This window comes from Streptomyces sp. 15-116A, assembly GCF_025290915.1.
In the GTDB taxonomy this organism is placed as follows: domain Bacteria; phylum Actinomycetota; class Actinomycetes; order Streptomycetales; family Streptomycetaceae; genus Streptomyces.
On the sequence record NZ_JAOCQE010000036.1, the window covers coordinates 1 to 21,912 of the forward strand.

Sequence of the window (21,912 nt, forward strand, 5' to 3'; positions counted from 1 at the left end):
GTCTGGCTGTGCGCCGACGCCCTCAGCGGCGCCGCCGCCGTCCACGCCCGCCGCGCCGACGACGGCACCGACCTCCACCCCGGCCTGAACGTCGCCGCGTTCGCCGAGGAGACGGTCGTCCCCGCCTCCTGCGTCCTGCCCGCGCCCGACGGCATCCCGCTCACCGACGCCGCCCTCCTCGGCTGCGCGGTGCTCACCGGCTACGGCGCCGTCCACCACTCCGCGCGCGTGCAGCCCGGCGAGACGGTCGCCGTGTTCGGTGTCGGGGGAGTGGGCCTCGCCGCCCTCCAGTCGGCCCGGATCGCGGGCGCCTCGAAGATCGTCGCGGTCGACGTGTCCCCCGAGAAGGAGGAGCTGGCGCTGGCCGCCGGCGCCACCGACTACCTCATCGCCTCCGACACCACCCCCCGCGAGATCCGCGCCCTCACCGGCAAGCAGGGCGTCGACGTGGCCGTCGAGTGCGTCGGCCGGGGCGTCACCATCCGCACCGCCTGGGAGTCCACCCGGCGCGGCGGGCGCACCACGGTCGTCGGCATCGGCGGCAAGGACCAGCAGGTCACCTTCAACGCCCTGGAGATCTTCCACTGGGGCCGCACCCTGACCGGCTGCGTCTACGGCAACTCCGACCCGGCCCGCGACCTCCCGGTCCTCGCCGAGCACATCCGCGCCGGCCGCCTCGACCTCGGCACCCTGGTGACCGAACGCATCGCCCTGGACGGCATCCCGGCCGCCTTCGAGAACATGCTGGCGGGCAAGGGGGGCCGCGCGCTGGTGGTCTTCTAGAGCCCGCTCGCCCGATACCCCGGTCTCCGCTGATGCCCCGGTCTCCGCGTGAGCCCGGGGTGTCAGGCATGCCCACGGGACGACGCCGCGCTCGCGAAATCGTTGCCGCACGACCCGTTGACGTCCATACCGTCCGGTCAGTACGTTCCCCGGAACCCGGGCCACCGTTTCGCTGTTCCGTCCCCGCACCCCCTCGGAGCGAGCACGTATGGACACCGCACCTTCCGCTCAGCCGCTCACCTCCACCACCGAGGCGGCCCCCAACCGCCGTCGCGTCGCCACGGCCGCCGCCCTGGCCTCGGCCGTCGAGTGGTACGACTACTTCGTCTTCGGCATCGCCGCCGCCCTGGTCCTCGGCGACCTGTACTTCCCGGCCGGCAGCTCCACCGCCGGCGTCCTCGCCTCCTTCGCCACCTTCGCCGTCGGCTTCCTCGCCCGTCCGCTGGGCGGCATCGTCGCCGGCCAGCTGGGCGACAAGAAGGGCCGCAAGCCGATGCTGGTCCTCGCGCTCACCCTGATGGGCCTGGCCACCACCGGCATCGGCCTGCTCCCGACGTACGAGACGATCGGCGTCGCCGCCCCGATCCTGCTGGTCCTGCTGCGCATCGCCCAGGGCGTCGCGGTCGGCGCGCAGTGGGGCGGCGCGATGCTGCTGGCCACCGAGTACGCCCCCGAGGGCAAGCGCGGCATCTACGGCAGCGTCGTCCAGCTCGGCGTCCCCATCGGCGTGGTGACCGCCAACACGGTCTTCCTGCTGGCCGGCGCCTTCACCAGCGACGCCGCCTTCACCAGCTGGGGCTGGCGCGTGCCGTTCCTGGTCGGCCTGTTCGTCCTCGCCCTCGCCTGGTACATCCACACGCGCGTGGAGGAGACCCCCGAGTTCCGGGAGGCGGAAAAAGCGCTGGCGGAGCAGGAGAAGGGCGAGCAGACCTCACCCCTGCGCACGATCCTCCGCAGCCACCTGGGCACGGTCCTCCTGGCCGGCGGCTCCTTCGCCGTGAACACCGCGACGTTCTACATCCTGATCACCGGCGTCCTCGACTACACCACCCGCGAACTCGACATGGACAAGGGCCCGGTGCTCACCGTCTCCCTGTGCGTCAGCCTCACCCAGCTGGTGCTGATCCCGGTCTCCGCCGCCCTGTCCGACCGCCTCGGCCGTATCCGCATCTACGCCCTCGGCGCGATCGGCATCGCCCTGTGGGCCGTCCCGCTCTTCCTCCTCATCGACACGGGCTCCCTGTTGTGGCTGGCCGTCGGCACGTTCGTCGCCAGCTGCTTCCTCAGCATCATGTACGGCCCCCAGGCCGCCCTGTTCGCCGAACTGTTCACCCCGGAGATGCGCTACACGGGAGCGTCCCTCGGCTACCAGATCGCGGCGGTCGCCGGTGGCGGCCTGGCCCCCTTCATGATGGTCCTGCTCCTGGAAGCCACGGACACCTCGATGTCGGTCTCGGCCTACATCATCGCTCTGTCGGTGATAGCGCTGATCAGCATCAAGGTCCTGGCGAACAGGGCCCGTTCACGCTGACCCGGACGTCCGGCCGGGCCGCGGCTCCGGTAGCTCCGCCTCAGGAACCGGAACCGCGGCCAGCCGGTCCGCCGCGCGCGCCCTGGACCGCGACACCGCCACCCCCGCGAGACACAGCGCACCGCCCGCCAGCGTGAGGAGGCCCGGCACCTCACCGAGCGCCAGCCACGACATCAGCACGACCAGGGCGGGCACGGCGTACGTGGTCGCGCCCATCCGGCCGGCGGTCGTCCGGGCCAGCGCGTAGGCCCAGGTGGTGAATGCCAGCGCGGTCGGGAAGACGCCCAGGTAGACCATGTTGAGTGTGGCGGACAGGGGAGCGTCGGCGGCCTCCTGCACGAGCTGCCCGGTGAAGGGCAGACACGCCACGGCCCCGATCAGACACCCGTACGTCGTCACCTGCAGCGGACTCGCCGTGCTCAGGGCCGGTTTCTGCGCGACCACGCCGGCCGCGTAGGCGACGGCCGCCAGCAGGCACAGCACGACACCGAACACCGACGACCCGCCCTCGCCGGACATCGAAAGACCCACGGTCACCGCCCCGGCGAACGACACCGCCATCCCCGCCAGCAGCCGCGGCGGCACCGCGTCCCCGAGCAGCCGGGCGCCGAGCAGGGCGATGAGGATCGGCCCCACGTTCACCACGAGGGCGGCGGTACCGGCGTCGACCTGCTGCTCACCCCAGTTGAGGGCCACCATGTAGAACCCGAACCACAGCACCCCCGACACGGCGATCCCCCGCCACGCGGACCGCGGCGGCACCCCTTCCCGCCGCACCAGACAGAGCAGCCCCAGCGTCACCACCCCGGCCCCCAGCCGCCCCAGCGCGAGCGCCCCCGGCGAGTAGGCGTCTCCCGCACTCCGGATCGACACGAAGGCGGACGCCCACAGCACGACGGTGACGACAGCCGCCCCAGCGGCCAGCAACTCGTCACGCCGCGCGGGGTGCTTGGTAAAGACGCTCATCATGCTCCTGAGGCTAGGCAGCGCCCCGGACGGGGCACTGGCGGAATCCGGACAGGGAGTCAGGAAGATCAAGCAAAGGCGAAGAACGGCACGAGGAAAACTGGATTTCGCCACCCGCCCTAGCCGCCCAGCGCGGCCACCTCCACGCCCAGAAGCTCACGCAACGCCCCCTCCCCGAGGGCCGTCACCTTCACCGCCCGCCCGGATCCGACCCGCACACACCACCCCGCCTCCAGCGCGTGCCGGCACAACGCCGCCCCCGCCACACCCGCAAGGTGAGGCCGGCGTTCCGTCCAGTCCAGGCACCCCCGGGCCAACGGCCGCCGCCCACCCCGCTCCAGCGGGATCCCGGCCCCCTCGAACCACTCCACGCCCGCGTCGGTCAACGCGAACCCGGTGTCCTGCCGCAGCAGCCCCCGCCGGGTCATCGCATCCGTCACCGCGATCCCCAGCCGCCCCGCGAGATGGTCGTAGCACGTACGCCCCCGCGCCATCGCCGCCCCCGCACTCACCGCTCGCAGACCCCGAGGCCGCCCCACCGCCGGAGGCACACGCGCCGCCAGATCCTCCACCAGCTGGGCCACGCCCGCGTCGGCCAGCCGCACATACCGGTGCCGCCCCTGCCGCTCCTCGGCGAGCAGCCCGCCCGCGACCAGCTTCCCCAGATGCTCGCTCACCGTGGACGCCGCGACCCCCGCGTGCCGCGCCAGCTCACCCGCCGTCCACGCCCGCCCGTCCAGCAGCGCCATCAGACACGCGGCCCGCGTCTCGTCGGCGATCAGCCCGGCCAGCCGCGCCAGGCCCGCCGCCTGCGGATCCTTCGAGGTCGAGGTCATGCCACCCAGCATGAGGCACGCACACTTCGGCCCCCGCCGAACGATCCCCGACGTCCCGGCCTGCCCCTACGCGGCCGTACCGCCCACCTGCTCGTACTGCCGGACCAAGCCGTCGAGGAGCGCCGTCAGCCCCGTCTCGAACGCCCGCTCGTCGATCTTCTCCTGTTTCTCGGCGAGCAGGTGCGCCTGCCCCAGATGCGGATAGTCCGCCGGGTCGTAGGCACTCGCGTCGTCCACGAAGCCGCCCGCGAACGACCCCAGGGCCGACCCCATGATGAAGTACCGCATCAGCGCGCCGATGGACGTCGCCTGCGCCGGCGGCCACCCCGCCTCCACCATCGCCCCGTACACCGCGTCGGCCAGCCGCAGCGCGGCCGGGCGCCGGCCCGGGCCACGGGCGAGCACCGGGACGATGTTGGGGTGGTCGCGCAGTGCGGCCCGGTAGGAGACGGCCCAGTCGTGCAGCGCGGTCCGCCAGTCCCGGCCGTCCTCGAACATCGACAGATCGACCTGCGCGCTCACCGAGTCGGCCACCGCCTCCAGGATCTCGTCCTTGGTGCGGAAGTGGTTGTAGAGCGAGGGCCCGCTGACCCCCAGCTCCGCGGCGAGCCGGCGCGTGGAGACAGCCGCGAGGCCCTCTGCGTCCACGAGCGCACGGGCCGTCTCGACGATCCGGTCGGTGCTGAGGAGGGGCTTGCGCGGTCGGGCCATGGCGCACATAGTAGGGCTGCGCCTAAAAACTAGCAGTGATAATTTAACGTTTGCCCGTTCACCTTTCCTGTTCACATTTCCTGTTCACATCGCCCTGGAGTGAGTGACCCCATGAACCTGGAGCTCAGCGAGGAGCAGAGCGCGGTCCGCCGGCTCGCCCGGGACTTCGTCGAGCGCGAGGTCGTGCCCCACGCCGCCGCCTGGGACCGCGGCGAGGAAGTGGACCGCGGCATCGTCAAGAAGCTCGGCGAGCTCGGCTTCCTCGGCCTGACCGTCGACGAGGAGTACGGCGGCTCCGGCGGCGACCACCTCGCGTACTGCCTGGTCACCGAGGAACTGGGCCGGGGCGACTCCTCCGTGCGCGGCATCGTCTCCGTCTCCCTCGGCCTGGTCGCCAAGACCGTCGCCGCCTGGGGGAGTGAGGAGCAGAAGCGGCAGTGGCTGCCGGGCCTCACCTCCGGCGAGTACGTCGGCTGCTTCGGCCTGACCGAGCCCGGCACCGGCTCCGACGCCGGGAACCTCTCCACCCGGGCGGTCCGTGACGGCGGCGACTACGTCATCAACGGCACCAAGATGTTCATCACCAACGGCACCTGGGCCGACGTCGTCCTGCTCTTCGCCCGCTCCACCGACGCCCCCGGCCACAAGGGCGTCTCCGCCTTCCTCGTGCCCACCGACACCCCCGGTCTGACCCGGCGTCCCCTCCACGGCAAGCTCGGCCTGCGCGGTCAGGCCACCGCCGAGCTGGTGCTGGAGGACGTCCGCGTCCCCGCCTCCGCGATGCTCGCGCCGGAGGGCAAGGGCTTCTCGGTCGCCATGTCCGCCCTCGCCAAGGGCCGGATGTCGGTCGCGGCCGGCTGCGTCGGCATCGCCCAGGCCGCCCTGGACGCGGCCGTGGCCTACGCGGGCCAGCGCGAGCAGTTCGGCAAGACCATCGCCCACCACCAGCTCGTCCAGGAACTGATCAGCGACATCGCCGTCGACGTGGACGCCGCCAGGCTGCTGACCTGGCGGGTCGCCGACCTCATCGACCGCGGGCAGCCCTTCGCCGTCGAGTCCTCCAAGGCCAAGCTGTTCGCCTCGGAGGCCGCCGTCCGCGCCGCGAACAACGCCCTGCAGGTCTTCGGCGGCTACGGCTACATCGACGAGTACCCGGCCGGCAAACTGCTGCGCGACGCCCGCGTGATGACCCTCTACGAGGGCACCAGCCAGATCCAGAAACTGGTCATCGGCCGTGCGCTGACAGGGGTTTCGGCGTTCTGAGTATCCGTCTGAGTAGCTGAACGGATGTGGCGCGGGCCACGTCGGCCGATCCTTGTCCCCATGAGTGACACACCGGTCAAGCAGCAGAGTACGGCCGCCTTCTACGGTCAGGCCGTCGCCTCCTTCGCGGTCGCCCTGGGCGCCACCGCGATCGGTATCTTCAACCTCCAGACGGACGCCTGGGTCCGCGCCTTCCTGGCCATCGCCGTGCTGTACCTGGTCACCTCCGCCTTCACCCTGGCCAAGGTCATCCGCGACCGCCAGGAGGCCGGGCAGATCGTGAACCGGGTCGACCAGGCCCGTCTGGAGAAGCTCCTCGCCGAACACGACCCGCTGCAGAAGCTGTGAACGCTTCCGGGAACGCTTCCGCCACGGCTCACTAAGCGCTCGCTCACCCTTCCCGGTATGGTGTTACCCCTGCCAGCGAATGGGGTGAGTGATGAGTACGGCGGAGGAGACGGCCGGTGGCGAGGCGCAGCCGTGGGGTGAGGTCACGCCCGACGCGGCCCGACGGCTGCTGCTCGCCGCCGTGGAGGCGTTCGCGGAACGGGGCTACCACGCCACGACGACCCGCGACATCGCGGGCCGCGCGGGGATGAGCCCGGCCGCGCTCTACATCCACTACAAGACCAAGGAAGAACTGCTGCACCGCATCAGCAGGATCGGGCACGAGAAGGCCCTGGACATCCTGCGCACGGCGGCCCGCGCCGAGGGCAGCCCGACCGAGCGGCTCACCGACGCGGTGAGCTCCTTCGTGCGCTGGCACGCCGGGGGGCGCACCACGGCGCGGGTCGTGCAGTACGAGCTCGACTCGCTCGGCCCCGAGGCGCGCGCCGAGATCGTCGGGCTGCGCCGGCAGGTCAACGCCGAGGTGCGCGGGATCATCGAGGAGGGCGTGCGCTCGGGCGAGTTCGACGTCCTGGACGTCCACGGCACCACGCTCGCCGTGCTCTCCCTCTGCATCGACGTGGCCCGCTGGTTCAACGTGAACGGCCCGCGCACCCCCGAGGAGGTCGGCGCGCTCTACGCCGACCTCGTGCTGCGGATGGTGGGGGCCAGGGACGCGGGCGGTTCCCGGGCGTGAGTCAGAGGTAGTAGCGGGCCACCGACTCGGCCACGCACACCGGCTTGTCGCCGCCCTCGCGCTCCACGGTGAAGGCGGTGGACACCTGCACGCCGCCCGGTACGTCGTCGACAGCGGTGATCGTGGCGGTGGCGCGCAGACGGGAGCCGACCGGTACGGGGGCGGGGAAGCGCACCTTGTTGGTGCCGTAGTTGACGCCCATCTTCATGCCCTCGACGGAGATCAGCTGGGGGCCGAACAGGGGCAGCAGCGACAGCGTCAGATACCCGTGCGCGATCGTCGTCCCGAACGGGCCCGCCTTCGCCTTCTCCGGGTCGACGTGGATCCACTGGTGGTCGCCCGTGGCCTCCGCGAACAGGTCGATGCGCTTCTGGTCGATCTCCAGCCAGTCGGTGTACCCCAGCTGCTCGCCCACCGCCGCCTTCAGCTCGTCGACGGACGTGAAGATCCTCGGCTCTGCCATGTCCCGGCCTCTCTCTGCGCCTACCTAAGCGACTGCTTAGCATGGTCGGTCGGGGCACCCCTGTCAACGGCCCGTCCGGCACGGGGGGTGGGTAGGCTTCGAGGGGTGCCCCAGATTCCTGAGAAGATCCACGAGCTCACGGTCGGCCAGCTCTCCGCGCGCAGCGGCGCCGCGGTGTCCGCCCTGCACTTCTACGAGTCCAAGGGCCTGATCAAGAGCCGCCGCACCTCGGGCAACCAGCGCCGCTACAGCCGGGACACCCTGCGCCGGGTCGCCTTCATCCGCGCCGCCCAGCGGGTCGGGATCCCGCTCGCCACGATCCGCGAGGCGCTCGCCGAGCTCCCCGAGGAGCGCACGCCGACCCGCGACGACTGGGCCCGCCTCTCCGAGGCGTGGCGCTCCGAACTGGACGAACGCATCAAGCAACTCAACCGCCTCCGCGACCACCTCACCGACTGCATCGGCTGCGGCTGCCTCTCCCTGGACACCTGCGTCCTCTCCAACCCGGACGACGTCACAGGCGACCGCCTCACGGGCTCCCGCCTGATGGCGGAACGCAGGTAGACGGACGAGGAGGCACTGCGGTACCGGGCTGCCCTGTCCGTACGTACGTAGCCGGGCTGTCTGTCCGTACACAGTTGCGGGCAGTCGTGCCTCCCCCAGTGCCTTATGGGCCTGGGAGGTGCCCCCAGGGCGGCACGGGTGGGCGATGGGGGTCCCCCCGCGCGAGCGAAGCCGAGCGTGGGGGAGAAGCCGAGAGTGGGGGAGGCACCCGGCCAGCGCGGGCAAGCGACACCCACCCCCGGCCCGCCCCGACACGGCTCACTCGTACTCCGTGCCCCCCTTCCGTGTCAGGTACCCCGGGCTGATCGCCTTCGCGATGGCCCGCCCACCCGTCACCGGGCTGTACCGCTCGACCACCGGCCGGATCACCACGCCCTCCCGCAGGTGCAGCTCCCGCCCGGACACCGTCTCCCGCCCCGACGCGATCTCCAGCACACGCGCACTGTCGTACGGCCCCTCGTACAGCCGGGGCACCAACGGCAGTCGGCCGTCCAGCAGTTCACCCGCGTCCAGCCATCGCACACGTCCGTCGATCTCCGCGGACACGTCGAACACGGCGTACCCCAGACTCTCGCGCCGCCCGTCCGCGCCGTACGTCAGGTCCTGCACCCCCGCCCCGTACACCTCGCCGAAGATGCCGACCCGCCGCGCCCCCAGCCGCCCTGCCAGCTCCGCCGCCGCCTCGGCCACGCCGTGACCCCGCACCGCCCGCCAGTACAGGTTGCGCGGGTCCTCCTTCAGCGCCAGCGACCGGGACCCGAAGCCCTTGGAGGAGACGTACACCCGCTCCTCGCCGGCGACATACGTCAGCAGACAGGCCGAGCCGTGCAGCTTCTCGGTCAGCACCACGGGCTCGCCCGGCGCGAAGATGTCCGGGTACCGCTGGATGTTCTCGATGTTGACCCACGGCAGCAGCTCCGGCGCCGACTCCACCTCACCGCTCATGGTCGGCGGCACCGGCGGCACCCACTTGGTGATCCCCAGCAGCTCCGCGAAGTCCGTGCCCTCCTTCGCCGCCCGCGCCAGGTCGACCTCCGCCAGCGCCTTCGGCCGGCACACGATGCCCTGCGACAGCTCACCGCGCAGCCGCACCGCCTTGACCCGGTCGCGGTTCCCGCCCGCCAGCCGACCGGTCAGCCCCAGCTCCTCGATCAGCGCGGCCGGCAGCACCGACTGCTCGGGGATGTACACGGCCACATCACCCGTGCGGTACGCCCCCTTGGCGACGACGGCACGGTACAGACCCACCTGGGCCAGCTCCAGTGCGTCGGCGTCGGGATGCTCATGGACGGTCAGGACTTCGGCGGTGACGCGCAGCGTCGACATCGGTACCGCTCCTCAGGCTCGTCAGGTGCGTTTCATCGCCCCCAACTCTCCTGAGGAGAAAGGGCTGGAACGACCGATTTACCGCCTGCTACGGTCGCTCGTCACGCACCCGCGCCCGGGTGACAGCGGGGGTGCGGCATCCCCGGCGTACGCCCCCGGACCCGCCCCGCACCCCCACCGCTCAGGCCGACACCAGCAGCCTGGCGCGCCGGGCGTTGGCCAGCGCCTCCGTCGTCAGGACCGGCAGCGGCACCAGGATGCCGCAGTCCGTGCACACCGGGCCCGCCGACGGCTCGTGGTCCAGGTCGTACCGCCACATGAGCCGTTCCCCCCGGCACACGGGGCAGGCCGAACCCGGCTCACGCTCCAGCGCGGCGATCAGCCGCCGCAGCACCTCCGCCAGGGGCTCGCGCGGATGCACCCGCGGGTCGTCGCACCAGGCCACCCCGAAGCCGCCCCAGGTCAGCCGGTGCCAGTCGTCCACGCTGCCGGGCCTGCGCAGCCCGTCGTGCTTCTCCTTCCTGCGGCGCTCGGCGAACTCGACCTCGTAGGCAAGCCACACCGCGCGCGCCTCCTCCAGCTCCTCCAGTGCGGCCACGAGCCGCGCCGGCTCCACGGAGCGGTCCTCCGGGTCGAACCCGGCACGCGCGCACAGATGGTCCCAGGTCGCCCTGTGCCCATAGGGAGCGAAGCGCTCGAGGCACTTGCGCAGCGAATAGCGCCGCAGTGCCAGGTCGCACCGCGGATCCCGGACCTGTCTCGCCAGACTTCGGAAACCGGCCATCGTCCTGCACCTCCGTCACACCTGCACCTGTAATCCGGTCACTTCGGCGTCGTCGAACGGACGTCGCCGAATAGACGTATCGACAACCGAATCGGCTCCATCCTTTTTTCGATGGCCCCCATCGGCGGGCCGTGGGGCTCACGCGCCAACCCCTGTGCGTCGTGGCTCAGTTGCGGCCGCGGCACGCGCGCCGGGCGCCCCGCGGGCACGCCTCGTCCAGTCTGAGAACTCCCGGCACACGCCACGGGTTCCTGACATTCCTCACCGGCATGCACCGCGACGGTGAAACGGCGCATAAAAAGCGGCGGCGGCCGGGTGCACCCCGGCCGCCGCCGCACGACATCCCCCGCTCAGCGATACAGCAGATACTGCCGCCGCACGTCGCGGAATTCGCCCAGCTCCTCCTGCCAGCCGGCCACGACCTCGTCCACGCCGGCACCCGAGTCGATCAGGGTGCGCACCAGCGTGGATCCGGTCAGCTTGTCGATCCAGTTGTCCGGCCGCCAGGCGAACCCGCTCCACGTCCGCTTGGCCGAGACCAGCAGCCCGATGCCGGTCCGCACGGGATCGAACGCCTCCCGGTCGTGCACATGAACCTGTACGCCCCCGACGGTCTTCCCCTGGAACTTGGAGAAGGTGGGTGTGAAGTACGCCTCACGGAAGCGGACCCCCGCCAGCCCCAGCTCGTTCGCCGCGGCCGCCCAGCGTCCGTCGATCCCCTCGGCGCCCACCAGTTCGAACGGCCGGGTCGTCCCGCGCCCCTCCGAGAGGTTGGTGCCCTCGAAGAGACAGGTCCCCGAGTACACCAGCGCGGTCTCCGGCGTCGGCATGTTCGGGCTCGGCGGTACCCAGGGCAGCCCGGAGGCGTCGTAGAAGTCCGACCGCTTCCACCCCGACATGCGGACGGTCTCCAGCCGCACCGGCGAGGTGAGGAACTCGCCGTTGAACAGCTCCGCCAGCTCCGCCACGGTCATCCCGTGCGCCTGCGAGATCGGCTGCCGCCCGACGAACGTGGCGAACTCCTTGTGCAGCACCGGACCGAGGGCCGCCCGCCCGGTCACCGGGTTCGGCCGGTCCAGGACGACGAACCGCTTGCCCGCGAGCCGCGCCGCCTCCATGCAGTCGAACATCGTCCAGATGTACGTGTAGAAGCGCGCGCCCACGTCCTGGATGTCGAAGACGACCGTGTCCACGCCGGACGCGGTGAAGATGTCGGCGAGCGGCTGACCGCTCTTCAGATACGTGTCGTAGACCGGCAGCCCGGTCGCCGGGTCGTCGTAGCGGCCCTCGGAGCCGCCCGCCTGTGCGGTGCCGCGGAAGCCGTGCTCGGGTCCGAAGACGGCGATCAGGTCCACCCGGTCGTCGGCGTGCATCACGTCGACGATGTGCCGCACGTCCCGGGTGATGCCGGTCGGGTTGGTGACCACGCCGACCCGCTGTCCGTCGAGCAGCGCGTAGCCGTCCGCCGCGAGCCGCTCGAACCCGGTGCGCAGCTTCCGGCCGCCCGCGGGGGCCCGCTCGGGGGCCGCGTGCGCCGGTGCCGCACTCACCGCCACGGCGGCGGTGCCGGCGGCGAGCAGGTGGCGTCTGGACAGCTTCATGCGGTGACCTCCGTGATCGCGGAAGATGTCATGCCCACGCACGCTAGCGCGCGTCCGCGCGACGGGGAACGAACCTGACCGACCCGCTTCGGATCACCTCTTCCCAGGTACATACCGACCGGTTAGTCTGACGCCACGCGTCACCGCCGCCGCAGCCGCGCGACCGGGCCGGACAGCGCCCGGCCACAATGAGGCGGCAGCCGCGTACAGAGTCGCTGGGAAGCCGCGTCGAAGGAGACCGATGGTGGAAGCCGTGCAGGGTGCGAAGGTGGTCGTCACGGGGGCCGGGGGCGGCATCGGGGCGGCCCTCGCCCGCCGCTTCGCCGCCCAGGGGGCGCAGGTCGTCGTCAACGACCTGGACGCGGAGGGCGCCAAGGCCGTCGCCGAGGAGATCGGCGGCATCGCCGTCCCGGGCGACGCCTCCACGATCGTCAGCGAGGCGCGGGACGCCCTCGGCGGCACGGTCGACGTCTACTGCGCCAACGCGGGCGTCGGCCGCAACGGCGGCGAGCCCGGCGAACCCCTCGACGAAGCGGCCTGGTCCCTCTCCTGGGACGTCAACGTGATGGCGCACGTCCGTGCCGCGCACGCCCTGCTCCCGGACTGGCTGGAGCGCGGCAGCGGCCGCTTCGTCTCCACCGTCTCCGCCGCCGGACTGCTCACCATGATCGGCACCGCCCCCTACAGCGTCACCAAGCACGGCGCCTACGCCTTCGCCGAGTGGCTGTCGCTGACGTACCGCCACCGGGGTGTGAAGGTCCACGCGATCTGCCCGCAGGGCGTGCGCACCGGCATGCTCGACGCCAGTGGCAGCGCGGGCGAGCTGGTCCTCAAGCCGAACGCGATCGAGCCGGACGACGTCGCCGACGCCCTCTTCCGCGGCATCGAGGAGGACCGCTTCCTGATCCTGCCGCACCCCGAGGTCGCCGAGTACTACCAGGCCCGCGCCGCCGAACCCGAGCGCTGGCTCAAGGGCATGAACCGCATCCAGCAGCAGTGGGAGGCCACCCGATGACCGCCTCCCGCTACGCCGCCCAGCCCTGGCTGAACCTCCTCACCGACGCCCAGCGCGCACCGATATCCCCGGACGACTCCCTGGTCCACGCCCTGCGCCGCGCGGCGGCCGGCACCCCCGACCGCGCCTTCCTCGCCTACTTCGACGGCCGGCTGACCTACCGGGAGGCCGACGAGCTCAGCGACTCCGTCGCCGGGCACCTCGCCGGGCGCGGCCTGGAGCGCGGCGACCGGGTGGCGATCCTGCTGCAGAACTCGCCGCTGTTCGTCCTCGCCCTGCTCGGCGCCTGGAAGGCGGGCGCGGTCGTCGTCCCCGTCAACCCCATGTACAAGTCGGGCGAGGTCACCCACGTCCTGCACGACGCCGGCGTCACCGCGCTGATCTGCTCCGACCGCGCCTGGGAGTCGTATCTGCGCGACACCGCCGACGGCTCACCCGTGCGGATCGTGCTCACCGCCTGCGAGCTGGACTTCCAGAGCCGCGGCGACACGCGCGTGCTCACCTTCGAGCGGCTCCCGCAGCCCCCCGACGCCGACGACCTCACCGCCGTCGCCCGCCAGGGCCTGCCCGCCCCCGAGCACCGCGACCCCGCGCCCTCGGACACGGCCCTGATCAGCTACACCTCGGGCACCAGCGGCACCCCCAAGGGCGCCACCAACACCCACCGCAACATCATGTACAACGCCGAACGGCAGCGCACCGGACTCGGCCTGCCCGAGGCGCCCGTCTACTTCGCGCTCGCGCCGCTGTTCCACATCACCGGCATGGTCTGCCAGCTCGGCGCCTGCCTGAACAGCGCGGGCACCCTCGTCCTCGCGTACCGCTTCGAGGCGGGCGTCGTGCTGGACGCCTTCGCCGAGCACCGCCCGCACTACACCGTCGGCCCGTCCACCGCCTTCATGGCGCTGGCCGCCCACCCCGACGTCAGCCGCGACCACTTCTCCTCCTTCCAGGTGATCTCCTCCGGCGGCGCCCCGCTGCCGCCGGCCCTCGTCGAGAAGTTCCGCGCCGGCTTCGGGCCGTACATCCGCAACGGCTACGGACTGACCGAGTGCACCGCCCCCTGCGCCTCCGTCCCGCCGCACCTCGAAGCGCCCGTCGACGAGGCCTCCGGGACGCTCGCGGTGGGCGTGCCCGGCCCCGAGACGGTCGTCCGGATCGTCGACGAGCAGGGCGAGGAGGTGCCCTTCGGGGAGCAGGGCGAGATCGTCGTCCGCGGGCCGCAGGTCGTGCCCGGCTACTGGGGGCGGCCCGAGGCCACCGCCGAGACCTTCCCGGACGGCGAGCTGCGCACCGGCGACATCGGCTTCATGGACGAACAGGGCTGGCTCTACGTCGTCGACCGCAAGAAGGACATGATCAACGCCTCCGGCTTCAAGGTGTGGCCGCGCGAGGTCGAGGACGTCCTCTACACCCACCCGGCGGTCCGCGAGGCGGCCGTGGTCGGCGTCCCCGACGGCTACCGCGGGGAGACCGTCAAGGCCTTCATCAGCCTGCGCCCCGGCGCCGAAGCGGACCCGGACGACCTCGCCGCGTACTGCAAGGAGAGACTGGCCGCCTACAAATACCCGCGTCAGGTGGAGATCCTGCCCGAGTTGCCGAAGACGACCAGTGGGAAGATCCTCCGTCGGGAACTGCGTTCCCTGACGCACGACAACTGACGACGACGGATACGACGACTGTTCAGCGACGACTGGCAGTGACATGGAAGGCAGGTGGCGGCAGTGCCCAGGACGACGGACGGTGACGGGACTCCTGTGCCGCAGCGGCTCCTGGCCGCCGCCACCCGGCTCTTCGCGGAGCAGGGCTACGACCGCACCTCCGTGCAGGAGATCGTGGAGGCGGCCGGCGTCACCAAGGGGGCGCTCTACCACTACTTCGGCTCCAAGGACGACCTGCTGCACGAGGTGTACGCGCGCGTGCTGCGGCTCCAGCAGGAGCGCCTCGACCACTTCGCCGACGCGGACGAGCCGATCGACAAGCGGGTGCGCGACGCGGCGGCGGACGTCGTGGTCACCACCATCGAGAACCTCGACGACGCGTCGATCTTCTTCCGGTCCATGCACCATCTCAGCCCGGAGAAGAACAAGCAGGTGCGGGCCGAGCGCCGCCGGTACCACGAACGCTTCCGCGCGCTCATCGAGGAGGGCCAGCAAGCGGGCGTCTTCTCCAAGGCCACCCCGGCCGACCTGGTGGTGGACTACCACTTCGGCTCGGTCCACCACCTGTCCACCTGGTACCGCCCCGACGGCCCCCTCACCCCCCAGCAGGTCGCCGACCACCTCGCCGACCTACTGCTGAGGGCGCTGCGCCCCTGAGGCGTCCATGAGGTGATCGAGCAGCGCGGCCCCCGCCGGATTGCGCGGCCGTGCCCCGCGCCCGGCCAGGACCACCGTGCGGCCCGGGTCCGGCTGCCGGACCGACAGCCACGGCAGCCCGGCCCGCTCGCCGATCGGCCGCGGTACGAACGCCACCCCGATCCCGGCCCGCACCAGCTCCACCAGCAGGCCGGCCTGGGTGACGTCACAGGTGATCCGGCGGCGCAGCCCGCAGTGCGCGGCCAGCCGCCGCACCGCCGTCTCCAGACCCGTGCCCGCGCGGAAGTCCACGAAGGGCTCCTCGGCGAGGTCGCTGATGCGCACCCGGCCCGCCCCGGCCAGCCGGTGCCCCGGCGCGGTGATCAGCACCAGCTCCTCGTGCCAGGTCGCGTGCACCGTCAGCGGCTCGGGCAGCTCCCGGGCGTCCGGCGCCAGATACGCCAGATCCAGCTCGCCTGCCCGCAGCGCCGCGGTCAGCTCGTCCACCGTCGCATCCCGTACGGACACCTGGATGCCCGGGAAGTCCCGGTGGAAGGCGGCCAGTTCGGCCGGCAGATCCACGCACGTCAGAGTCTGGATGGTGCCGATCGCCACCCGCCCGGTCTCCAGCCCGGCCACCGCCGCCACCGCCTGCCGCGCGGACTCCGCCCCGGCCAGCAGCGCACGCGCCTGCGGCACCAGAGCCCGGCCCGCCTCCGTGAGTACCACCCGGCGGCCGGTGCGGTCGAACAGATCGGCGCCCAGCTCCCGTTCCAGATTGCGGATCGAGGTACTGAGCGCCGACTGCACGATCAGCTCGGCACGGGCGGCGGCGGTGAACCCGCCCTCGGTGACGACCGCCATGCTCTCGGCGTGCCGGGCGTCGACCGGCGTACTGGTTGTACGTGGTCGGCGCCCGGTGTGCCGAGTGGGGGCACCTCCCACGCCCTCAGGGCAGTGGGGGAGCGTGCATGGCGTCGCCAGGCAGACGGGGATTTGACGACAGGGCCCAGCGAGCGGCTACAGGTGCTTCTTCAGCTCCCGTCGCGCCAGCGACCGCTGGTGCACCTCGTCCGGACCGTCGGCGATCATCAGTGTGCGCGCGCCCGCGTACAGCTCGGCCAGCGGGAAGTCCTGGCTGACCCCGCCCGCGCCGTACAGCTGGATCGCGCGGTCGAGGATCCCGACGACCGTACGCGGGGTCGCGATCTTGATGGCCTGGATCTCGGTGTGGGCGCCCTTGTTGCCGACGGTGTCCATCATCCAGGCCGTCTTCAGCACCAGCAGCCGCAGCTGCTCCACCGCCACGCGCGCGTCGGCGATCCAGTTCTGCACCACGCCCTGCTGGGCCAGCGCCTTGCCGAAGGCGTCCCGGGACACCGCCCGCCGGGTCATCAGCTCGATCGCTCGCTCGGCCATGCCGATCAGCCGCATGCAGTGGTGGATCCGGCCGGGACCCAGCCGGGCCTGGGCGATGGCGAAGCCGCCGCCCTCCTCGCCGATCAGGTTCGTCACCGGCACGCGCGCGTGGTCGAAGATCACCTCGGCGTGGCCGCCGTGGTAGTGGTCCTCGTAGCCGAAGACCCGCATCGCCCGCTTGATCGTGACCCCCGGGGTGTCACGCGGCACCAGCACCATGGACTGCTGCCGGCGGATGTCCGCCCCGTCCGGGTCGGTCTTGCCCATCACGATGAAGATGGCGCAGTCCGGGTGCATCGCCCCGGAGATATACCACTTGCGGCCCGTGATGACGTACTCGTCGCCGTCCCGCTCGATGTGCGTGGTGATGTTGGTGGCGTCCGAGGAGGCCACGTCCGGCTCGGTCATCGCGAACGCCGAGCGGATCTCACCCGCGAGCAGCGGCTGCAGCCACTGCTTCTTCTGCTGCTCGTCGCCGAACTGCGCCAGCACCTCCATGTTCCCGGTGTCGGGCGCCGCGCAGTTGGTGACGGTGGGCGCGATGTGCGGGGAGCGGCCCATGATCTCGGCGAGCGGGGCGTACTGCAGGTTGGTGAGCCCGGCGCCGTGCTCGGAGTCGGGCAGGAACAGGTTCCACAGCCCCTGCCGGCGGGCCTCCGCCTTGAGCTCCTCCACCACCGGCACGGTCTCCCACGGCGAGCCGAGCGCCGCGCGCTGCTCCTCCGCGACCTTCTCGGCCGGGTAGACGTACTCGTCCATGAAGGCCAGCAGTGTGGCGCGCAGCTCCTCGGTGCGTGCGTCGAACGCGAAGTCCATGTCCGTCAGCCTTCCTGAAGAGTGGTCAGACCGTGCTCGATGAAGACGGGAACCAGATCGCCGATGCGGTCGAAGCCGCGGCCGACCGTCTGGCCCAGCGTGTAGCGGTAGTGGATGCCCTCGAGGATCACGGCGAGCTTGAACCAGGCGAACGCCGTGTACCAGGACACCGCCGAGACGTCGCGCCCCGAGCGCGCCGCGTACCGCTCGATCAGCTCCTCGGGCGCCGGGTGGCCCGGGGCGGTGGCGGTGGTGGAGACGGGGGAGTCGGGCAGCCCCAGCGGCTTGCTGTACATCACCAGCAGGCCGAGGTCGGTGAGCGGATCGCCGAGCGTGGACATCTCCCAGTCGAGGATCGCCTGGATGGTGTCGTCCTCGCCCATGAGGACGTTGTCGAGCCGGTAGTCGCCGTGCACCACCGTCGGCGCGGGGGAGGCGGGCAGCTCCCGGCCGAGCGCCGCGTGCAGCTCGTCGATGCCGGGCAGCTCCCGGTTGCGGGAGGCGTCCAGCTGCTTGCCCCAGCGCCGCAGCTGCCGGTCCAGGAAGCCCTCGGGCCGGCCGAAGTCGCCCAGACCCACCTCGACGGGGTCCACGGCGTGCAGCTCGACCAGCGTGTCGACCAGGTTCAGCACCGCGTTCCGGGTGCGCTGAGGGCCGAGCGCGGCGAGCTGGTCGGCGGTGCGGTACGGGGTCCCTTCGACGAACTCCATGACGTAGAACGGCGCTCCCAGCACCTCCTCGTCCTCGCACAGCAGTACCGGGCGCGGCACCGGTACGGCGGTGGGGTGCAGGGCGCTGATCACCCGGTGCTCGCGCTTCATGTCGTGCGCGGTCGCCAGGACATGGCCGAGCGGCGGGCGTCGTACGACCCACTTCGAGGTGCCGTCGGAGACCGCGTAGGTGAGGTTCGACCTGCCGCCCTCGATCAGCCGGCCGGTCAGCGGGCCGGTCACCAGTCCGGGCCGCTCCCGTTCGAGCAGGCCGCGCAGCCGGTCGAGATCGAGTCCGGGCGGGTGGTCGGGGCTCATCGTCGCTCCTACGAGGCAGGTGAAGGGTACCCGCTCATGATGCCGACCGGTCGGTATGTCGTCCAGAGGGGGAGCGAAACGTGATCGGAGCCACGATAGCCCTCCGGGCGTCCGCCGGCCGGGCGACCGCCACGCGAACGGCCCGTCGTGGGCCATCCGGCTTGCGTGTTCCGGGGGCGGCCCGGAGGGTCGGAGCCATGAAGGCGATCAGCTACGCACGGTACGGCGGCCCCGAGGTGCTCGAACTCGGTGAGACCCGCGACCCCAAGGTCGGCCCCGACTCGGTCCTGGTGAAGGTGCGCGCGGCGGCCGTCAACCCGGTCGACTGGAAGTGCCGCGAGGGCTATCTCGACGGCGTCCTCGACGCCGTCTTCCCGGTGATCCCCGGCTGGGACGTCTCCGGCGTGGTCGTCCAGCCGGGCGTGGCGGTCGCGGAGTACGCCGTCGGCGACGAGGTGATCGGCTACGTCCGCGAGGACTTCCTGTCCCGTGGCACCTTCGCCGAGTACGTGGCCGCCCCGGTGCGCACCCTCGCCCGCAAGCCGCGCAACCTCTCCTTCGAGGAGGCGGCCGGCCTGCCCCTCGCGGGGCTCACCGCCTACCAAGCGCTGTACAAGGTCCTGGAGATCAAGCGCGGCGAGACGGTCCTGGTGCACGCCGCCGCCGGCGGGGTCGGCTCCCTCGCCGTCCAGCTCGCCGTCCACACCGGCGCCCGCGTGATCGGCACGGCGAGCGAGCGCAACCACGACTTCGTGCGGGAGCTGGGCGGGGAGCCAGTGACCTACGGGGAGGGCCTGGCCGAGCGGGTGCGGGGCCTCGCCCCCGAGGGCGTGGACGCGGTCCTCGACACCGTCGGCGGCGACGCGCTCAAGGTCTCCGCCAACCTCCTCGCCCCGGAGGGCCGGCTGACCTCGACCGCCGACCCTGAGGTGGTGAGCTACGCAGGCCGCTACCACTTCGTACGGCCCGACCACCAGGACCTCACCCACCTGGCGGAACTCGCGGAAGCGGGCGCGGTCGGCGTGCACGTCTCGGAGACATTCCCGCTGGAGCGGGCGGCGGACGCACACAGGCGCAGTCAGGAGGGCCGCACGCGCGGCAAGATCGTGGTGACGGTGGACCGGGAGCAGGAGACCCCGTAGAACGGCCCCCCGGGCTCTACAGGACGAGCGCCGCCCCGCACACCGCCAACGCCACCGTGCACAGGACGGCCGCGGTGGCGTGGCGCGGGTGCAGCGCGGCCGGGCTGCCCGTGGCCGCGAGGGCGCGGATCCGGCCGTGGGCGATGACCAGGAACCCCAGCCAGCAGGCGCAGCACAGCGCACCGGCGACGATCCCGCCCGCCGACCTCTCGTCCTGCAGGGCCGCCTTCACCGCGAGCACGGCGGCGACGGTCCCGGACAGGGTGGTACGCCGCCACGCGAGCCGCGTCCGCTCGGGCTGCAGCCCGGGATCCCGCTCATGCGCGACGGCCGACTGCCCGCTCACGCCTCCCACCCGAAGAGCACCACGACGACCATCGCGACGGCCACCACCGCCACCACAAGGCTCAGCACCGCCGGGAAGCGGGACACCGGCAGATCCTCGCCGCGTCGCATGGCCCGCTCGCAGCGCACCCAGTGGTTGACGGCCCGCAGCGCGCACAGCACGCCCGCCGCCAGGAGCGCCAGCGCCAGCCCCACACGCCAGCCCCAGCGCAGGTCCGGCAGGAACTGGTCCACGGCGAAACCGCCGCCGATCAGCGCGAGCGCGGTGCGCAGCCAGGCGAGGAACGTGCGCTCGTTCGCCAGCGAGAACCGGTAGTCGGGCGTCTCGCCCTCCGTCCGTACGTCCCCGGGCACGAACCACAACCGCACGTTCCGCGCAAACTCGCTCACGTCCGCGACCCTACCTGCGCGAACGCGGCCCGCCGACCGCACGGTGGGCCTTGAGCCGCTCGTACGCCGCCAGCCCGTCCGGGACCCACTCCCACGCGGCTAGCCGCCGCTCGATCTCCGCCTCGGCGACGAAGTCGTGCCAGGCCACCTCCTCGGCCTGCGGCCGTACCGGGAGGTCGCAGCGCACCTCGTACACCGCCGACCACCAGGTGCGCCCGGCGCCGTCGTCGTAGAGGAACTTGAACAGATACTCCGGCCGTGGCAGCCCGCTCACCCCGAGCTCCTCCTCGGCCTCGCGCAGCGCCGCCTCGTCGTAGCTCTCGCCGGCGCCCACGACACCGCCGACGAACATGTCGTACAGCGAGGGGAACACCAGCTTTGTGGGCGTCCGCCGGTGCACGAAGACCCGCCCCTCGGCGTCCCGGACCCACACGAACACACACCGATGCCGCAGCCCCCGCGCGTACGCCTCGCCACGCGGACACTGCCCGACCACCTCGTCGTCCTCGTCCACGATGTCGAGGACCTCGTCAGCGGAACTCATGGGGCCATCCAAGCAGCCCGCCCCGCGCTCAGCGCAGCAGCTCGAACTCCTGGACCTGCGGCTTCCGTACTGTCCCCTGGGGCATCGCCGGATGCATACCCAGCAGCAGGACGCCCGCGACGATCGCCGTGAGGCCGCCCGCCTCCCAGCTCAGGGATCCTGCGTCGGTGCGCAGCCGGTCGCCCAGGATGCCGATGCCGCAGACGATGCCGGCCAGCGGCTGCGCCGCCGTCAGCGCGGGCAGGGACATGCGCAGGGGAGCGGTCTCGAAGGCGCTCTGCACCAGCACCAGCGCGGTCACGCCCAGCGCCAGCACCGCGTACGGCTGCCAGCCGCTCATCAGGTCCACGAAGCCGCCCTCGGCGAAGCGCTGCCCGCTGACCCGCGTCAGCGCGTCCTGCACGCCGTACAGCATCCCCGCGGCCACCGCGAGCAGCACCGGGCCCCGGGTGAGCCGGGAGCGCCTCGCGCAGCCCGTGAGCAGCAGGGCGAGCCCGATCATGCCGCCGATGATCAGCCAGTGGCGTGCCGGGTCGGTGACGGCGTGGCCCCCGGCCGGCTGACCGGCCACGACGAACGCGGTCACGCCGCCCGCGAGCAGCGCGAGCCCCGCCCAGCCCTGCCGGCCGAGCGGCTGCCGGGTCTGGCGGCGCGACAGCGCGAGCGCGAACAGCAGGTTCGTCGCCAGCAGCGGTTCCACGAGGGACAGCTCACCCTGCCCCAGCGCGGCGGCGCCCAGCGCCATGCCGGCCACCATCAGAGCCATCCCGCCCAGCCAGCGCGGCACCTTCACCAGGTCGAGCAGCAGCCGGAACGACAGGAAGTCACCGAGGGGGGCGCGCTGGGCCGCGTTCTGCTGGAGCACGAACCCGAAGCCCAGACAGCACGCGGCGCTCACGGCGAGCACCAGTACCAGAACCGACACGCTGCGTACCTCGGAGATTCGTGCGGGGTCACGGACGTGTAGCAGCCGACTCTAGCGAGGCTCCCCGCGGAGCGCTTCC

The 21,912-nt window shown here is 72.1% G+C and carries 24 protein-coding genes; 10 read left to right on the top strand and 14 right to left on the bottom strand.

Features of this window, described 5'->3' with window-relative positions; genetic code table 11:
- Both N4P33_RS09560 and N4P33_RS09565 read left to right on the top strand, forming a co-directional pair.
- Positions 1–783 (top strand): zinc-binding dehydrogenase (locus N4P33_RS09560; protein ID WP_260825890.1); only part of this gene is annotated, 783 nt, incomplete at its 5' end.
- Positions 784–991: 208 nt separating this feature from the next.
- On the top strand, positions 992–2,314 hold the full coding sequence (locus N4P33_RS09565; RefSeq protein WP_260825892.1) for an MFS transporter: 1,323 nt from the start codon (positions 992–994) through the stop codon (positions 2,312–2,314).
- Here N4P33_RS09565 and N4P33_RS09570 read toward each other — a convergent pair.
- From N4P33_RS09570 to N4P33_RS09580, 3 genes are all read right to left on the bottom strand, one after another.
- A complete protein-coding gene (locus N4P33_RS09570; protein ID WP_260825893.1) occupies positions 2,306–3,283 on the bottom strand; it encodes a DMT family transporter in 978 nt (325 codons plus the stop codon). The two genes, N4P33_RS09565 and N4P33_RS09570, sit on opposite strands and share 9 nt — an antisense overlap.
- 116 nt (positions 3,284–3,399) lie before the next feature.
- A complete protein-coding gene (locus N4P33_RS09575) occupies positions 3,400–4,128 on the bottom strand; it encodes a metalloregulator ArsR/SmtB family transcription factor (RefSeq protein WP_260825894.1) in 729 nt (242 codons plus the stop codon).
- Positions 4,129–4,182: 54 nt separating this feature from the next.
- A complete protein-coding gene (locus tag N4P33_RS09580) occupies positions 4,183–4,827 on the bottom strand; it encodes a TetR/AcrR family transcriptional regulator (RefSeq protein ID WP_260825895.1) in 645 nt (214 codons plus the stop codon).
- Between the two features lie 111 nt (positions 4,828–4,938).
- On the opposite strand from N4P33_RS09580, the gene N4P33_RS09585 reads away from it, so the two are divergent.
- The 3 genes from N4P33_RS09585 to N4P33_RS09595 all read left to right on the top strand — a co-directional run bounded on the left by N4P33_RS09585 (position 4,939) and on the right by N4P33_RS09595 (position 7,174).
- Positions 4,939–6,090 (top strand): acyl-CoA dehydrogenase family protein, encoded by a 1,152-nt coding sequence (locus N4P33_RS09585; protein WP_260825896.1) that lies wholly within the window; start codon positions 4,939–4,941, stop codon positions 6,088–6,090.
- Positions 6,091–6,150: 60 nt separating this feature from the next.
- Entirely contained in the window at positions 6,151–6,438 is a 288-nt protein-coding gene (locus tag N4P33_RS09590) for a YiaA/YiaB family inner membrane protein (RefSeq protein ID WP_260825897.1), read from the top strand.
- A gap of 91 nt (positions 6,439–6,529) precedes the next feature.
- Positions 6,530–7,174, top strand: coding sequence for a TetR/AcrR family transcriptional regulator (locus tag N4P33_RS09595; RefSeq protein ID WP_260825898.1), 645 nt, complete (start codon positions 6,530–6,532; stop codon positions 7,172–7,174).
- Position 7,175: 1 nt separating this feature from the next.
- On the opposite strand, the gene N4P33_RS09600 is transcribed toward N4P33_RS09595, so the two are convergent.
- Positions 7,176–7,637: a MaoC family dehydratase gene (locus N4P33_RS09600; RefSeq protein ID WP_260825900.1), complete on the bottom strand. Its 462-nt coding sequence runs from the start codon at positions 7,635–7,637 to the stop codon at positions 7,176–7,178.
- Between the two features lie 105 nt (positions 7,638–7,742).
- Here N4P33_RS09600 and soxR point away from each other — a divergent pair, with 105 nt between their 5' ends.
- Positions 7,743–8,201 (top strand): redox-sensitive transcriptional activator SoxR, encoded by a 459-nt coding sequence (gene soxR, locus N4P33_RS09605; protein WP_260825901.1) that lies wholly within the window; start codon positions 7,743–7,745, stop codon positions 8,199–8,201.
- Positions 8,202–8,459: 258 nt separating this feature from the next.
- Here the strand turns inward: soxR and N4P33_RS09610 are convergent, their stop codons facing one another.
- From N4P33_RS09610 to N4P33_RS09620, 3 genes are all read right to left on the bottom strand, one after another.
- Positions 8,460–9,527, bottom strand: a complete 1,068-nt coding sequence (locus tag N4P33_RS09610) for an RNA ligase (ATP) (RefSeq protein ID WP_260825902.1) — start codon at positions 9,525–9,527, stop codon at positions 8,460–8,462.
- Positions 9,528–9,708: 181 nt separating this feature from the next.
- The gene (locus N4P33_RS09615; protein WP_260825903.1) at positions 9,709–10,311 is read right to left on the bottom strand and encodes a hypothetical protein; all 603 of its coding nucleotides are present in this window, start codon (positions 10,309–10,311) and stop codon (positions 9,709–9,711) included.
- A 350-nt stretch (positions 10,312–10,661) separates the two neighbouring features.
- The gene (locus tag N4P33_RS09620) at positions 10,662–11,912 is read right to left on the bottom strand and encodes a DUF1343 domain-containing protein (RefSeq protein WP_260825904.1); all 1,251 of its coding nucleotides are present in this window, start codon (positions 11,910–11,912) and stop codon (positions 10,662–10,664) included.
- A gap of 241 nt (positions 11,913–12,153) precedes the next feature.
- Here N4P33_RS09620 and N4P33_RS09625 point away from each other — a divergent pair, with 241 nt between their 5' ends.
- From N4P33_RS09625 to N4P33_RS09635, 3 genes are all read left to right on the top strand, one after another.
- Positions 12,154–12,927 (top strand): SDR family oxidoreductase, encoded by a 774-nt coding sequence (locus tag N4P33_RS09625; RefSeq protein ID WP_260825905.1) that lies wholly within the window; start codon positions 12,154–12,156, stop codon positions 12,925–12,927.
- Positions 12,924–14,588, top strand: coding sequence for a class I adenylate-forming enzyme family protein (locus tag N4P33_RS09630; RefSeq protein WP_260825906.1), 1,665 nt, complete (start codon positions 12,924–12,926; stop codon positions 14,586–14,588). The genes N4P33_RS09625 and N4P33_RS09630 overlap by 4 nt, the downstream gene beginning before the upstream one ends.
- A 63-nt stretch (positions 14,589–14,651) precedes the next feature.
- The gene (locus N4P33_RS09635) at positions 14,652–15,245 is read left to right on the top strand and encodes a TetR/AcrR family transcriptional regulator (protein ID WP_260825907.1); all 594 of its coding nucleotides are present in this window, start codon (positions 14,652–14,654) and stop codon (positions 15,243–15,245) included.
- On the opposite strand, the gene N4P33_RS09640 is transcribed toward N4P33_RS09635, so the two are convergent.
- The 3 genes from N4P33_RS09640 to N4P33_RS09650 form a co-directional block, all read right to left on the bottom strand.
- Positions 15,219–16,088 carry a LysR substrate-binding domain-containing protein gene (locus tag N4P33_RS09640; RefSeq protein WP_260825908.1) on the bottom strand — a complete coding sequence of 290 codons (870 nt, stop codon included), beginning with the start codon at positions 16,086–16,088 and terminating at the stop codon, positions 15,219–15,221. The two genes, N4P33_RS09635 and N4P33_RS09640, sit on opposite strands and share 27 nt — an antisense overlap.
- Positions 16,089–16,244: 156 nt before the next feature.
- Complete coding sequence (locus N4P33_RS09645; RefSeq protein ID WP_260825909.1) at positions 16,245–17,459, bottom strand: acyl-CoA dehydrogenase family protein; 1,215 nt, start codon at positions 17,457–17,459, stop codon at positions 16,245–16,247.
- Between the two features lie 5 nt (positions 17,460–17,464).
- A complete protein-coding gene (locus N4P33_RS09650; RefSeq protein WP_260825910.1) occupies positions 17,465–18,487 on the bottom strand; it encodes a phosphotransferase family protein in 1,023 nt (340 codons plus the stop codon).
- A 197-nt stretch (positions 18,488–18,684) separates the two neighbouring features.
- On the opposite strand from N4P33_RS09650, the gene N4P33_RS09655 reads away from it, so the two are divergent.
- A complete protein-coding gene (locus N4P33_RS09655; RefSeq protein WP_260825911.1) occupies positions 18,685–19,629 on the top strand; it encodes an NADP-dependent oxidoreductase in 945 nt (314 codons plus the stop codon).
- A 16-nt stretch (positions 19,630–19,645) separates the two neighbouring features.
- Here the strand turns inward: N4P33_RS09655 and N4P33_RS09660 are convergent, their stop codons facing one another.
- From N4P33_RS09660 to N4P33_RS09675, 4 genes are read right to left on the bottom strand one after another with little or no spacing between them, the layout of a single operon-like run.
- On the bottom strand, positions 19,646–19,975 hold the full coding sequence (locus N4P33_RS09660) for a DUF202 domain-containing protein (RefSeq protein WP_260825912.1): 330 nt from the start codon (positions 19,973–19,975) through the stop codon (positions 19,646–19,648).
- Complete coding sequence (locus N4P33_RS09665) at positions 19,972–20,364, bottom strand: YidH family protein (RefSeq protein ID WP_260825913.1); 393 nt, start codon at positions 20,362–20,364, stop codon at positions 19,972–19,974. Before N4P33_RS09665 ends, N4P33_RS09660 begins: the two co-directional genes overlap by 4 nt.
- A 10-nt stretch (positions 20,365–20,374) precedes the next feature.
- On the bottom strand, positions 20,375–20,908 hold the full coding sequence (locus N4P33_RS09670; RefSeq protein WP_260825914.1) for an NUDIX hydrolase: 534 nt from the start codon (positions 20,906–20,908) through the stop codon (positions 20,375–20,377).
- Between the two features lie 28 nt (positions 20,909–20,936).
- Entirely contained in the window at positions 20,937–21,833 is an 897-nt protein-coding gene (locus N4P33_RS09675; protein WP_260825915.1) for a DMT family transporter, read from the bottom strand.
- Positions 21,834–21,912: the final 79 nt, after the last annotated feature.

Bases quoted from the DNA above. Each gene is read 5' to 3' on its own strand.
- N4P33_RS09655 (WP_260825911.1), top strand. From the start codon at position 18,685: ATGAAGGCGATCAGCTACGCACGGTACGGCGGCCCCGAGGTGCTCGAA.
- N4P33_RS09575 (WP_260825894.1), bottom strand. From the start codon at position 4,128: ATGCTGGGTGGCATGACCTCGACCTCGAAGGATCCGCAGGCGGCGGGC.
- N4P33_RS09590 (WP_260825897.1), top strand. From the start codon at position 6,151: ATGAGTGACACACCGGTCAAGCAGCAGAGTACGGCCGCCTTCTACGGT.
- N4P33_RS09570 (WP_260825893.1), bottom strand. From the start codon at position 3,283: ATGATGAGCGTCTTTACCAAGCACCCCGCGCGGCGTGACGAGTTGCTG.
- N4P33_RS09595 (WP_260825898.1), top strand. From the start codon at position 6,530: ATGAGTACGGCGGAGGAGACGGCCGGTGGCGAGGCGCAGCCGTGGGGT.
- N4P33_RS09565 (WP_260825892.1), top strand. From the start codon at position 992: ATGGACACCGCACCTTCCGCTCAGCCGCTCACCTCCACCACCGAGGCG.
- N4P33_RS09630 (WP_260825906.1), top strand. From the start codon at position 12,924: ATGACCGCCTCCCGCTACGCCGCCCAGCCCTGGCTGAACCTCCTCACC.
- N4P33_RS09645 (WP_260825909.1), bottom strand. From the start codon at position 17,459: ATGGACTTCGCGTTCGACGCACGCACCGAGGAGCTGCGCGCCACACTG.
- N4P33_RS09615 (WP_260825903.1), bottom strand. From the start codon at position 10,311: ATGGCCGGTTTCCGAAGTCTGGCGAGACAGGTCCGGGATCCGCGGTGC.
- N4P33_RS09670 (WP_260825914.1), bottom strand. From the start codon at position 20,908: ATGAGTTCCGCTGACGAGGTCCTCGACATCGTGGACGAGGACGACGAG.
- N4P33_RS09640 (WP_260825908.1), bottom strand. From the start codon at position 16,088: ATGGCGGTCGTCACCGAGGGCGGGTTCACCGCCGCCGCCCGTGCCGAG.
- N4P33_RS09650 (WP_260825910.1), bottom strand. From the start codon at position 18,487: ATGAGCCCCGACCACCCGCCCGGACTCGATCTCGACCGGCTGCGCGGC.
- N4P33_RS09600 (WP_260825900.1), bottom strand. From the start codon at position 7,637: ATGGCAGAGCCGAGGATCTTCACGTCCGTCGACGAGCTGAAGGCGGCG.
- N4P33_RS09585 (WP_260825896.1), top strand. From the start codon at position 4,939: ATGAACCTGGAGCTCAGCGAGGAGCAGAGCGCGGTCCGCCGGCTCGCC.
- N4P33_RS09620 (WP_260825904.1), bottom strand. From the start codon at position 11,912: ATGAAGCTGTCCAGACGCCACCTGCTCGCCGCCGGCACCGCCGCCGTG.
- N4P33_RS09580 (WP_260825895.1), bottom strand. From the start codon at position 4,827: ATGGCCCGACCGCGCAAGCCCCTCCTCAGCACCGACCGGATCGTCGAG.
- N4P33_RS09625 (WP_260825905.1), top strand. From the start codon at position 12,154: ATGGTGGAAGCCGTGCAGGGTGCGAAGGTGGTCGTCACGGGGGCCGGG.
- N4P33_RS09610 (WP_260825902.1), bottom strand. From the start codon at position 9,527: ATGTCGACGCTGCGCGTCACCGCCGAAGTCCTGACCGTCCATGAGCAT.